The 12,872-nt window shown below is 74.3% G+C and carries 10 protein-coding genes; 8 read left to right on the forward strand and 2 right to left on the reverse strand.

Annotated elements, in window-relative coordinates:
• Nucleotides 1-157: 157 nt before the first annotated feature.
• Nucleotides 158-1,129 carry an alpha/beta hydrolase gene (locus ACFYPJ_RS19605; protein ID WP_389018400.1) on the reverse strand — a complete coding sequence of 324 codons (972 nt, stop codon included), beginning with the start codon at nt 1,127-1,129 and terminating at the stop codon, nt 158-160.
• 590 nt (nt 1,130-1,719) lie between these two features.
• On the opposite strand from ACFYPJ_RS19605, the gene ACFYPJ_RS19610 reads away from it, so the two are divergent.
• From ACFYPJ_RS19610 to ACFYPJ_RS19620, 3 genes are all read left to right on the forward strand, one after another.
• Entirely contained in the window at nt 1,720-3,546 is a 1,827-nt protein-coding gene (locus tag ACFYPJ_RS19610; protein ID WP_389018403.1) for a PQQ-binding-like beta-propeller repeat protein, read from the forward strand.
• A gap of 38 nt (nt 3,547-3,584) precedes the next feature.
• On the forward strand, nt 3,585-3,980 hold the full coding sequence (locus ACFYPJ_RS19615; RefSeq protein WP_389018406.1) for a hypothetical protein: 396 nt from the start codon (nt 3,585-3,587) through the stop codon (nt 3,978-3,980).
• 709 nt (nt 3,981-4,689) lie between these two features.
• Nucleotides 4,690-5,268: a type 1 glutamine amidotransferase domain-containing protein gene (locus ACFYPJ_RS19620; protein WP_389018408.1), complete on the forward strand. Its 579-nt coding sequence runs from the start codon at nt 4,690-4,692 to the stop codon at nt 5,266-5,268.
• A gap of 180 nt (nt 5,269-5,448) precedes the next feature.
• Here ACFYPJ_RS19620 and ACFYPJ_RS19625 read toward each other — a convergent pair whose 3' ends face one another.
• On the reverse strand, nt 5,449-6,465 hold the full coding sequence (locus tag ACFYPJ_RS19625) for a helix-turn-helix transcriptional regulator (protein ID WP_389018411.1): 1,017 nt from the start codon (nt 6,463-6,465) through the stop codon (nt 5,449-5,451).
• Nucleotides 6,466-6,562: 97 nt separating this feature from the next.
• On the opposite strand from ACFYPJ_RS19625, the gene ACFYPJ_RS19630 reads away from it, so the two are divergent.
• The 5 genes from ACFYPJ_RS19630 (at nt 6,563) to fxsT (ending at nt 12,851) form a co-directional block, all read left to right on the forward strand.
• Nucleotides 6,563-7,141 carry a DinB family protein gene (locus ACFYPJ_RS19630; RefSeq protein WP_389018414.1) on the forward strand — a complete coding sequence of 193 codons (579 nt, stop codon included), beginning with the start codon at nt 6,563-6,565 and terminating at the stop codon, nt 7,139-7,141.
• Nucleotides 7,142-7,475: 334 nt separating this feature from the next.
• Nucleotides 7,476-8,570, forward strand: coding sequence for a winged helix DNA-binding domain-containing protein (locus ACFYPJ_RS19635; protein ID WP_389018417.1), 1,095 nt, complete (start codon nt 7,476-7,478; stop codon nt 8,568-8,570).
• 627 nt (nt 8,571-9,197) lie between these two features.
• On the forward strand, nt 9,198-9,440 hold the full coding sequence (locus ACFYPJ_RS19640; RefSeq protein WP_389018420.1) for a hypothetical protein: 243 nt from the start codon (nt 9,198-9,200) through the stop codon (nt 9,438-9,440).
• Nucleotides 9,437-10,342, forward strand: a complete 906-nt coding sequence (locus ACFYPJ_RS19645) for a hypothetical protein (protein ID WP_389018423.1) — start codon at nt 9,437-9,439, stop codon at nt 10,340-10,342. The genes ACFYPJ_RS19640 and ACFYPJ_RS19645 overlap by 4 nt, the downstream gene beginning before the upstream one ends.
• Nucleotides 10,343-10,646: 304 nt before the next feature.
• Nucleotides 10,647-12,851: an FxSxx-COOH system tetratricopeptide repeat protein gene (fxsT, locus tag ACFYPJ_RS19650; protein WP_389018426.1), complete on the forward strand. Its 2,205-nt coding sequence runs from the start codon at nt 10,647-10,649 to the stop codon at nt 12,849-12,851.
• Nucleotides 12,852-12,872 lie beyond the last annotated feature (21 nt).

Raw genomic sequence — 12,872 nt, forward strand, 5'->3', positions numbered from 1 at the left:
CAGCCGGCTCGCTGTCTGCTCCCGCTCTCGGCGGGGGCTGCCTCCTCCCGAGGTTCCCGAGGAACGAAGCGCCGGTTCGTTCCGTGGGCGTGGCCGGGTGCCGAGGCGTGCCGCGCGTCCGGCGGCCCCGGCCACTCGTCGGCCGCCGTCCGTCCCGTCAGCTGCCGTGCAGGGCCTTGCGGAGGGTCCGCACGGCCAGGTGGCGGGCCACCCGCGCGGCATGGGTGTCGCGCAGGCTGTCCAGCATCATGAAGTCGTGGACCATGCCGCCCACGCGGACCGCGGTGACCTCCACGCCCGCCTCGCGCAGCCGGTTGGCGAACTTCTCGCCCTCGTCCCGCAGGACGTCCGCCTCATCCGTGATGACGAGGGTGGTGGGCATGCCCCGGAGCTGGTCGAGGCCGGCCCGCAGCGGCGCCGCGTGCGGCTCGGTCCGCTGGGCGGGCGCGGAGTACTGGTCCCAGAACCAGATCATGCCGTCGCGGTTGAGGTAGTAGCCCTCCGCGAACTGCCGGTAGGACGGGGTGTCGAAATCGGCGTCGGTGACCGGGTAGAGCAGGACCTGCGCCTTGAGGTCGAGGCCGCCGCGTTCCTTGTTCATCAGCGTGAAGACCGCCGACATGCAGCCGCCGACGGAGTCGCCGGCCACTGCCACCCGGCCGGCGTCGAGGCTGTGCTCGGCACCGTGCTTGGCGAGCCACTGGCCCACCGCGTAGTTCTGCTCGACCTGGGTGGGGTACTTCGCCTCCGGGGCGCGGTCGTAGACGGGGAAGACCCCCGCGGCCCCGGCCCCGACGGTCAGTTCCCGGAAAAGACGGTCGTGCGTCAGGTCGTCGCCGAACACCCAGCCGGCGCCATGGATGAAGAAGACCACGGGCAGCGGGCCGGTGGCCTCCCTGGGCCGGATGATTCGGGTCCGCACCCGCCCCCACCTGCCCGCGTCGACGGTCACCCACTCCTCGTCGACCTCCGGACGCTTGACGCCCTCGCCGCTCTGCAGCCCCTGGAGGATGTCCCGCCCCTTCTCCGGCGGCACCTCGTAGATCCGGGGGTGCGGGTCGGTGGCCTCGGCCAGGGCCCTGGCGGCGGGTTCGAGGTACGGAGTGATGGGCGGGGGGATGTCGGACATGATGCCTCCGGTTCGGGCCGGTCCCGGCTGGTACGGATGCCTGCTGCCGGCAGGTGTGCCTGCCGCGCCTGTCGCCCCGAGCCTGCTGGCTCCACTCAAGGCGCACCCGCCGGAGGCGGCAACCGGGTGACCGCCCGCGCCCCGGTCGTCCCGGGCGGGGCGTCCGCCATCCGGGTGAGGCGCGGTCGTCGGCGAGCCGACCCGGCCCGGGACAGACCCCGAGACCGACCCGGCCCACACCCGCCGTCCCGCGCCGGACCGCGCCGCGCGGCGGGGGTACCCGCCGAGACCGTCGAGCAGTTCGCGGCCGGTGCAAGGACTTCTCTGACGGGGGTGGGCCCCGCCGACCGGGGCGGGCAGCCGTGGCGGGCCGCCGTCCCGACCACGCCTTCCGCCTGGAACGCAAAACCGCCCTGGACCAACCGGAGTTGAACCACCGTGCCGAAGACCGAACCCTGCCCCTAGCGCACCCGCGCACGAGGCGGTACCCGGGAACCGGAACATGACCATCCCTCGTGATACACAGTGGCATCCCGACCACACAGCGGAGTGTCGAAGCGACAGGGTTCACGGGGCGGACAGGGGTGGGTATGGCGGGGCGGACCGACTTGCGCCGGCAGGCCGAGAGCAGACGGCAGTGGGCGCAGCGGCAGGGATGGACGTACGAGGACGAGCAGCCCGCGCTCCTGGAACGCTGGCGGGACGCGGTCACCGGCGCTTCCACAGGCGAGTGGGCGGCCAGGTTCGCGGTCAGCGGGCCGCTGGAGGGGCGCCGGGTCACCGTCTTCGACTGCGTGAACAGCGCGCCCACGCGCGGATGGTCACGGCAGCCGCGGTACGGCATGCAGACCGTGCTTCTGGTGGAGCTGTCCGCGGCGCTGCCGCTGACCGCCGTCTCCCGGCACGGGCTGGCCGTCGACACGATGGTCCCGTTGCTGAAACAAGTGGTCCGCGACCGACCCGGCCGCCACCTCCACGAGATCGGCGACCCGGCCTACGACCGGGTCCACGTGGTGGAGACCGCGGACCCCGCGGCCGCCGCACGGCTGCTGACACCCGCCGTGCGGGAGTTCGCGGACGACCGGTCCTGGCTCGCGTGGCGGGTGGACGGCGAGCACCTGTGCCAGGTGCGGCCGCCCGAAACGGATCCGCTCACCCACGACGACGCGGCCCTGCTGGAGGAACTGCGGTCACTGATCCGGCTGGCGGACCTTCTCGATCCGCGCCCGGGTGACGAAGGCGGCGGCGCCGCCGCGGCGCCGGCCGTTCATCGGCCCGCCGCGCCGCCGTCCGCGGATGCACCCGGCGCGGCGCCCACCGCCGCGGCCCCGGCCGCCATGTACCGCGGCGACGCGGCACACACCGGCGTCTTCCCCGGTGGCCGGCCGCCGGCCGGCTTCGAGGCATGGAGCGTCGCCCTGGGCGGCCCCGTCATCGCCGAACCCGTCGTCAGCGCCGGCACCGTCCTGGTCAACTGCACCGACGGCGACTGCTACGCACTGGATGCGTTCACGGGTGAGCCGCGCTGGCGGTTCGCGGCCCGCAGCCGGCTCACCGGCAGCCCGGCCGCCGCGGGCGGGCAGGTGTTCGTCGTCGGGACCGACGGCGTCCTGCACGCCATCGGCGCGGACGACGGGCGGGAACGCTGGCAGCGGACGGTAGGGCGTTCGGCCGCGCCGGTGCCCGACGGCGGCCTGGTGTACCTCGTCCGCAACCCGGCCCGTGCGCTGCGCGACGAGAGCCGGCTGCAGGCGCTGGACGCCGCGACCGGCGAGCCGTGCTGGGAGGCGCCGCTGCCCGACGGATCGGCGTCCGGCCCCGCGGTGGCCGACGGACGGGTCCATGTGCACGGCGCGACGGGGGCGTTGAGCGCCTTCGACGCGACGAGCGGACGGCGGCTGTGGCACCACGCCGGCCACGACACCCAGCTGACCTGCTGCACCCCGAGCGTCGTCGACGGCACGCTGTACGCCGGCACCGGACGGGCCGAACTCCACGCCTACGACGCGGCCACCGGCGAGCACCGCTGGGCCAGCCAGGCGGCCGGGGTGATCGACGCCACCCCGGCGGTCTCCGACGGCCTGGTCCTCGTCGGCGACAGCCACGGCGGCGCCTACGCCTGCCGGGCCGACTCCGGCCGTCCGGCGTGGCATCTGCCCAGCGCCTACGGCGCGTCGTCGGTCGCGATCAGCGGCGGCTCGGCCTGGCTCGTCACGGCCAAGGCGGGGCGGCGGCTGCTCAAGGTCGCGCTGGCGGACGGCGCGGTCGGCTGGCGGCATGCGCTGGACGACGGCGGGACGAGCCCGGCGCTCGCCGACGGCATCGTCTACGTCGGCACCGGCAAGGGCACCGTGCTGGCACTGGACGCCGAAACGGGCCGCGGCCCCCGCCGCGGTCACCGGCGCCTGCCCCTTTGACGGTCACCCGACAGAGCCACTGAGAAGGCGAGATCCGGGTGACCGTGCCCGCACTCTCCTGGGCGGATGCGGCGTTCCTGGCCGCCGCGCCACCGGACGACCTGCTGCGTGTGCTGCCCGCCGTCGGTGCGCAGGCGAGGGAGCGGCGGGTCGCGGCGGCCTACCGCTCCCCGCTGCACCTGCCGCGGCACGCGCAGCCCGCTGCCCGGGCCCGGCTGCTCGCCCTGGAGACGGCCCGCTTCAGCCCACCGGCCATGGCCACCGCCTTCACGGGCGCCTTGGAGGCGGCCCGCTTCGGCCCGCCCGGCCTGGCCACCACCGAGGCCGCAACCGTGGCGGGTCGCCCCTGGGCCACCGGCCGGGAGGCGGACGAGCGGCTGCTGAACGTGCTCGCCGGGCCGGGGCGGCGCCGACCGGCCACGACGGGACGCTGACGGCGCTCGCCACGGCCGCCCTGGGCGGACACCGGCTGGCCGTGGGGCGGCATGCTCGACGGGACCGTCCGCGTCCGGGACGTGGCCACAGGTCCGCGGACCGCCCGCCCGCTGACCCGGCACGACGGCACGGTCCACGCCGTGACCACCGCGGTCGTGACCGGCCGCACCCTGGCCCTCAGCCTGGGCGAGGACGCGCTGGTACGGATCAGTGACCTCGTGACGGGCCGGGAGTCCGCCGCCCCGCCGGAGTGCCGTACGGCCTGGTCGGGGGCGCTCGGGACGGCCCCGGCGGCGTACGGGGTCCGGGTTTTGGCGGGTGGACGGGACGGGACCGTACGGATCTGGGACCTGGCCTCGGGGGGCGGCCCACGGCCCGCCGCTCACGGCTGCCGGGCCGGTGCAGGCAGTCACCGGCGTGGCCGACGGGCGTACCGTCCTGGTCACCGGTCACAGCGACCGGGACCGCACCGTACGACGCTGGGACCTGGCGGCCCGCTGCTCGCTCAGGTTTCTGCCGCCGTTCGCGCATGTTTCGCGCGAAGCGGGATACCCCGCACAGTGCCGGGCCCGAGGCCGCGGTGCAGGGGTGCCCGACAGGGTGCCGCCGGGCGGCCGTCGACCTGTCGACGGCCCTCGCCGCGATCGACAGAGGCCGTGGCGGGGCGCCCTTCGCGGGCCGCCATGCCGTTCTGCAAGGAGCCGAACAATGACCGACGAACTCCGCGGCCACAAGGTCGCCATTCTCGCCACCGACGGGGTCGAACGCGTGGAACTCGAACAGCCCCGTGGCGCACTGCACGGCGTCGGGGCCGAGACCGAACTGCTCTCACTGCACGACGGCGAGATCAGCGCGCGGCAGAGTGACATCGACCCCGCCGGCACGTTCACGGTCGACCGGAAGGTCGCCGATGCCGCCGTCGCCGACTACGACGCGCTCGTCCTCCCCGGCGGCACCATGAACCCGGACCAACTGCGGATGGACCCCGACGCGGTCGCGTTCGTCAAGGAGTTCATGGAGAGCGGCAAACCGGTCGCCACGATCTGCCACGGTCCCTGGACTTTGGTCGAGGCGGACGTGCTGCGCGGCCGGCGGGTCGCGTCCTGGCCGAGCATCCGCACCGACCTGCGCAACGCCGGCGCGCAGGTCGTCGACGAAGAGGTCGTCGTGGACGGGCAGCTCATCTCCAGCCGCTGCCCCGGGGACCTGCCCGCCTTCTGCAACACGGTCATCGACGAACTCGCCAAGGCCACCAGGCCGGCCTGGGACCCGACCGTGGAACGCTGACCGTACCCACCGGCCCGGCACCCACACCGCCGGGATGCCGCCAAATCGCAGCTCCAGGGGAGCGGGGACCCGCCGGGCCCGGACCTCGGCCATCCGCCGGGTCCGGACCTCGCCGTTCTCACCCGGTCGGCCGCCCGGGGCCGTCCGCCCGCCCGCGTCGCCGTTCCGGTCCGGCCGCGGTCACCCGCCCGGCGGGCGGGCGGTGGGCTCGGCGGGCGCCCCGGCCGCGGCGTCGGCGTAGCGGCGGGCCAGCAGGGCGAAGGCGTCACGCAGTTCGGGCGGTCCGACGACCTGGAGATCGGCGTCGAACCCGCCGAGGGAGGCGGCCAGTCCGGGCCACGACCATGCGCCGAGGAGCAGCCGGCAACGGCCGGGGCCGAGTTCCTCCACGACGCCGTCATGGGCGTACGCGGACACCACCGAGGCGGGCAGGTCGAGTATCACCTCTCCCCGGCACGGCCGGCGTCCGGCGTCGTCGGAACCCTGGAACTTGGCGGTCACGAAGGCCGTTACCTCCCCGCCGGGCAGGTCGCGCGGGCTGAAGCGGGGTCCCGTGGGCGTACGCGGGGCGATCCGGTCGACCCGGAAGGTACGCCAGTCGTCCCGGTCGAGGTCCCAGGCGACCAGGTACCAGCGCCCGCCCCAGGTGACGAGATGGTGCGGCTCCACCCGGCGCGGCGGTGCCCCGGTGGCGCCCGCCGGCCCGGTGACGGGGGAGTAGTCGAAGCGCAGCACCTCGCGCGTCCGTACCGCCGTGCCGAGCGCCACCAGCACCTGGGGATCGGCCTGCGGGTTCGGCCGGGCCCCCGCACGCTCGACGGCGGTCACCTCAAGGGCGTCGACGCGATGGCGCAACCGGGGCGGCATGACCTGTCGGACGGTGGTCAGCGCCCGCGCCGCGGCCTCCTCGATGCCCGCGCCGGTGGCGGCGGCGGCCCGCAGCGCGACGGCGAGGGCGACGGCCTGGTCGTCGTCGAACAGCAGCGGCGGCAACCGGGTGCCCGCGCCGAGCCGGTAGCCCCCGTCGGGGCCTTTGACGGCCTCGATCGGATAGCCCAGTTCCCGCAGCCGGCCGACGTCCCGGCGCACGGTGCGCGCACTCACGTCCAGCCGCTCGGCCAGCAGGTGCCCCGGCCAGTCCCGGCGGGCCTGGAGCAGCGAGAGCAGGGTCAGCAGACGCGCTGAGGTTTTCGGCATGGCACCCATACTGCCCCGAGTAGCGGACACACCCTGGCCGCTACCCCTGCGATGGTGGTCGCCGTCGGACCAGAACGAACAGAGGGACCCGATCACCGTGAATGCCACGACCACGCCGCCCGCGACGCTCGACAGCGAACGGGCCGATCTGCTCGCCGAACTCGCCGAGGCGCGTGCCGCCCTGACCAGGACGACGCACGGGCTCACCGACGCACAGGCCGGGGAGCGCCCGACGGTCAGCGAACTGTGCCTGGGCGGTCTGATCAAGCACGCCACGTCCGTCGAGGAGGGCTGGCTGCGCTTCGTCGTGGAGGGCCCTTCGGCGCTGAGCTTCGACCTGCCCGACGGTGTCACCTGGGCGGACATCGCCTCCGGCACCGCCCGGGAGCTCCCGAAGTGGCTGATCGACCGCCAGGACGAGTTCCGGATGCTGCCCGGCGAGACACTCGACGGCGTCGTCAAACGCTACGAGCAGGTCGCCGCCCGGAGTGATGAGGTCATCGCCGCCATCCCCGACCTCTCGGCGACGCACCCGCTGCCGGAGGCGCCCTGGAGCGAGCCGGGGCGGGCGTGGACCGCGCGCCGGGCGCTGCTGCACATCATCGCCGAGACCACGCAGCACGCCGGACACGCGGACATCCTGCGCGAGACGCTCGACGCACGGAAGGCGGCCTGACACCGGCCCACCGGACCGGGCCGCCCCACGGTCCGGTCCAGGTGGCATCGCCCCGCCCACTCGCACGGCGGCCAAAGGAACGGCGCCGCCGTGAGAACAGGAACAGCGTCACCGTGAGAAAGCATGAACGAACCCGCGAACCGGAACGCGCCGCTGTCCGGACCGACTCCCGCCGCCCGCGCTCCTGCCACCCGCGCCCCGTGGTGTCCCGAGCGGCCGGCGATGCGGACCGTGACCGCAACCAGGGGGACCTGCCGGCCCGCCCGGCCGCGCACCGTACATCCCGCGCCGCACCGCGAAGGCGGCCGTCCGGCGAACGGGCCGCGGTGACCCGATGACCGTCCTCGACTCCCGTGCGCTCAACCGCGCCACCCTCGCCCGTCAGTTGCTCCTCGAACGAGCTGACCTCCCCGTCCACGACGCCGTCGCGCACCTGTGCGGCCTACAGGCCCAGGAACCACAGGAGCCGTTCGTCGGGCTCTGGTCGCGGCTGCGCGCCTTCGACCCCGCCCGCCTCGGCGACCTGCTGACCCGGCCGAGCGTGGTGCGGATCCACCTCATGCGGCGCACCGTCCACCTGCTCACCGCCGCCGACGCCCTGGCCTGGCGGTCCCGGCACGAGACGATGCTGCGTCAACGGGTGCTCGGGACCTACCGCAGCGAGTTCACCGGGGTGGATCTCGGTGAACTCGCCGCCGCGGGCCGGGCGGTGATGGCCGACGGCCGGTCCCGCACGAATGCCGAGCTGGTGCGGACACTCGCCGAGCGCTGGCCGGGACCGACACCACGGGCCCTGGGCGAAATGCTGGTGGCCGCCCTCGTCCCGGTGGCGCAACTGCCGCCGCGCGGACTGTGGCGTGCCAAGGCAGGGGTGCGCAACGTCCTGCTCTCCGCATGGCTGGGCCGCGAGCCCGATCCGGCCGCCCACGACGGCGCCGACCCGGTGGGCCGGACCCTGGTACGGCGCTATCTGGCGGCCTTCGGTCCCGCGGCCTCGGCCGATCTGCGCGCCTGGTGCGGACTGGCCGGTCTGCCGGCCGCCATCGCCGCGCTCCGCGGGGAACTGATCACCTTCCGCGACGAACGCGGCCGTGAGCTGTTCGACCTGCCCGACGCACCCCGTCCCGACCCCGGCACACTGGCCCCCGTCCGGTTCCTGCCCGCCTTCGACAACGCCATCCTCGGCTACCACGACCGCAGCCGGATCATCGACGACGCCCATCGCGGTCTCTCGGTCGCCGGGGAGCGCGTGGTGCTGGTCGACGGCCGGGTCGCCGCGACCTGGAAGGTCAGTGCCGGCACCGTCACCGTCTCCCCGCTGGGGGGTCTGGCCCGCACCGACCGAACCGCCGTCGCCGAACAGGGCCGGGAACTGGCGTCGTTCCTGTCCGACGGTGAGAGCGACCGGGTTCGGATCGCCGGACCTTGAATCCCGGCCGGCCGGCCGGCCGCCTTCGCCGTGCGGCGAGCCACGAGGCCGTCCGGTCAGCCGACCGCGGCGTCCGGCTGACCGGCAACGCGTTCCGAAACGGTTGGCCCACCAGCACGGTGTGCCCGGCCGTCTCGGGGTGCACGGCGCGCAGTTGTTCCTCCTGCGCCGGACGGGACACGGCCGGCCACGCGCGCGCCCGGCCTCCACCAGGGCGCCGCGCACCACACCGGGCAGCCGGTCCCCGCCGGGCCTCTCCCTAACCGGGGCGGTTTACGGGGCAGTTGAGCGCATCCGAGCGCATCCGCGGTGCCGGCGAGGGGAGCGGCGCATCAGGGCGACGACACTCCTTCACGAAATTCCTGCACCGTTTTGACCCTTTTCATCCCTTGGGGGAGGGGTGGCGGGGGGTGGCGAATATGACGGGTCGGTCGGGAGTGCATATGCGGGGGACGTACGCCCGGCAGACTTCCGTCACAGACGCGCCGTAGCGGCGCCGTCGCATGCTGTTCCGCTCGGGGCGCGTTTTGGTGCCTTTGCCTGACTCGTCCGGGGCGGACCTGCCGGTGCACCAGCGACCCTCGTAGGGAGGCATCGCGCGCACGCCCGACGTGCGCCGACCGTACGATGTCCACATCCTTCATCCATGAACTCGGCGCTCAGTACGTGGCTTCCGTGCTGTTCGCGCTCACCATGTTCGCCGTCGGCGCCGCGCGGGCGGCCTGGCGGCGCAGGAGCCCCGGGCGCCGTCGGGCGCAGACGGCCGCCGTGTCCGCCGAGCCGCCCGTTCCCGGTACCGACGCCGCCGTGCCGACGTCGGCTCATGAGCCCGCAACGTCGTCCGCCGGACGACGCAAGGTGTCGTCATGAAGACGACGGACGACACGGAAGGTCCGATGGCGGAACGCAAACAGCGCAACAGGGCGCGGGCCTGGGCCGTGCTCACCGAGAAGACGCCGGGCGCCCGACGCCTGCCACGCCCCGACGGCGACTCGCCGGGCCGGCTGATGGACATCGCCCGCAACTACGACCGTGTCTGCCAGCGGGCCGAGGGCGAACTGCAGCCCGACGCCACGGAAACGGAGATCCTGGCGGCCCTGCTCGGCATTCGCATGCTCCGCGAGAAACTCGACCACGACGAACTGAAGCTCACCACGCTGGCGCGCACGAAGCGGATCACCTGGGCGCGCATCGCGGAGTGGCAGGAACTGAGCGGACGTCAGGCAGCGGAACGACGCCACCTGCAACTCGGACGCTCCCATACCCGTCCCGACGGCACGGTGCCTTCCACGCAGAGCGAACGGGTGGAGTACGCCCGTGGCCGGCGCAGCCGCCGTGCCGAACGCCAGTGGGCCCTCAACCACGCCGTCCGGATCCGCCGGGTGGCCGCTCAACTCGCCGCCATCGAGGACCTGCAGCAACGTGTCGACGGCTCGCACGAGGCCCGGATCATGCACGCCATCCGCCATGGCGAGGCGGCACCGGAGAAGGCGCCGCGCCGGCAGCCACTGGTGTGGCCCAAGGCGCTGCGCGAGTGCGTCGAGGAGGACACACGTTTCCGTAACACCCCGCCTCCGCTGGTCGACGACGGTCTCCACGACGCGCACTGGCAGCGCCAGCAGCAGGAGGCCGACATCGTGCACCGCCTCCTGGGCCTGATCGGCTACGCCGCCAACCCCAGGAACATCGACCTGACCGACCTGCCGGATCTGGCCGACGCCATCTTCGACCTGTGCAACGACGCCCAGCAGACGGCAAAGAGCCGCCGCTGACCTGCGGCGGGTGCCGCGGCCGGGGCGACCCGCGACGCAGGGGCGGGACGTGTCCGGCGGCCCGCCGCGGCTCCCCACCCGATGGTGCGCGGCGAAGGTTCCCGTACCGCCGGGGCGCGACAACGGTTCGGTGCCGACGGCCGGCGCCCGGCCGCCGGGCCGCGCCGGGCCACGGGACGGGTGACGCCGGGGCGTACCGGAGGTCATCATGTGTCGTATGAGCGGGGCGGCGGAAGCATCGGGGAGTCATACGACTGCCGAGTCCTCCGGCCTCCGTTCGGTCGCCGCGTCGGGAGACGTCGCAATGGCCGTCACCGGCGACCACTCCGTCGCCTTCCACGTCGACCAGCAGGTGGTGCTGCCCCTCGATCCCGCCATCGCCGCCCCCTCCCCGCCCCGCCTCGGCAACGTGCCGGCCCGGCTGGGCTTCGTGGGCCGCCACGACGAACTCACCCTGCTGGACCGGGCGATGGAACGTGAACGGGGTGTGGTCATCCGGGCACTGCACGGCCTGGGCGGCATCGGCAAATCGGCGCTGGCGGCGCACTGGGCGAACCGGCGGGCCGATCGGTTCAACCCGGTCTGGTGGATAGGGGCCGAGACCCGGGCCGACGTCGACGCGGGCCTCGCCTCGCTCGCCACCGCGCTGCAACCGGGTCTCGCGGGTTTCCTGTCGCAGGAGGCCCTGTGCGAGCGTGCCGTGCAGTGGCTGGCCTCGCACGACGGCTGGCTGGTGGTGCTCGACAGCGTGTCCGACCCGGGCGACGTCACCTGGCTGCTGGACCGCACCTCCTCGGGGCGTTTCGTCATCACCAGCCGCCGCGCGACCGGATGGCACGGCGTCGCCGAGCCCCTGGCCCTCGACGTCCTCGACCCCGCGGACGCCGTCGCCCTGTTCACTCGTATCGCCACCCGCCGAGACGGCTCGGGCGGGACACCCGACGGTGCCGCCGCCGTCTGCGAGGAACTCGGACACCTGCCGCTCGCCGTCGAACAGGCCGCCGCCTACTGCGTGGAGACCGGCACGACCCCGGCCGAATACCTCGGCCTGCTGGCCGGCTACCCCGCCGAGATGTACGACGACTCGGGCGAGGGCGGTGACAGCAGCAGGACCGTGGCCCGGATCTGGCGCGTGACGCTGGACCGGATCGCCGACGACCCGCACGCCGGCACGATGCTGCGCGTGCTCGCCTGGTACGCCCCCGACGGTGTGCCGTTCTCCCTGCTGGACGCGCTCGGCCCGCCGCCCGCCGTGCGGCGGGCCCGCGGCCGGCTCGCCGCGCACAGCATGGTCGGCCTCGACGCGGCGGCCCGGACGGTGTCCGTGCACCGACTGGTGCAGGCCGTCGCCCGCACCCCCGACCCCCGGGATCCGCATCGCGACGCCACGGCGATCGAGGAGGCCAGGCAGATCGCCGTGGGGCATCTGGTGCGAGCCGTGCCGCAGGCGTGGGCCGACCCGGCGTGCTGGTCCGCCTGGCGGGAACTGCTCCCGCACATCGACGCGCTCGCCGAGCACGCCCCGCCGGAGACGGACACGGTGCAGTCGGTGTGGCTGTTCGGCATGGCCGGACGGTTCCTGCTCGGTCAGGGCGCCGCGGGCCGCGCCGTCGAACGGCTCGCCCGCGTCCTCGCGGCGAAACGCCGGCTGCTGGGCGAGGACCATCCGGACACCCTGCGGACCCGGTGCGAACTGGCCGGTGCGCACCGGGAGACGGGCGACACGGAGCAGGCCCTGGCGCAGGCCCTGGAGGCGCTCGACCGCTGCCTGCGGGCGCTCGGTGACGAACACATCGAGACGTACAGCGCCTGGAGCGTGCTCGCCCACGCCTACCGGGTGGCAGGCAACGCACGTCAGGCGATCCTGGCGTACCAGGCGGCACTCGACGCGCGTGAGCGGGCACTGGGCGAGGACCACCAGGTGACGCTGAGCGCGCGCAACGACCTCGCGGACGCCTACCGGGTCCTGGGCGACCTGGACCACGCGTTCCCGCTGTGCGAGCGCACGCTCGAACGCTGCCGCCGCTCGCTGGGCGAGGACCACCCGGAAACCCTCCGCGCCTGGCACAACCTCGCCTCCGCCTGCCGCGCGGACCAGCAGTTCAGGCGGGCGGTTCAGCTGTGCGAACGGACCCTGGAACAGTGTCGTACGTCCCTGGGCGACGATCACCCCAGCACCCTGTGGGCACAGAACGTCCTCGCCGGCGCCTACCGTGCCGCCGGCGACGCGGAGCGCGCGGTCGCGCTCTGCCTGCGGACGCTCGGCGCCCGGGAACGCATCCTCGGACCGGACCATCCGGACACCCTCGTCTCCCGCAGCAACCTGGCCGCGGCCTGCGAGTCGTCCGGCGAGACGGACCGTGCGGTGGAACTCTTCGCGGGCGTACTGGCGGACCGTACCCGGGTCCTGGGCACCGACCACCCCGACACGGCCAGATCACGCTCGAACCTCGACTCGGCGAGAGGGCGGCCGCGCGGTGCAACGGGACAGACGGCGGATCCGGTCTGATCCCCCCCGGCGTGCGGGCTG

It is taken from the genome of Streptomyces sp. NPDC006012, assembly GCF_042871185.1.
Lineage (GTDB): Bacteria > Actinomycetota > Actinomycetes > Streptomycetales > Streptomycetaceae > Streptomyces.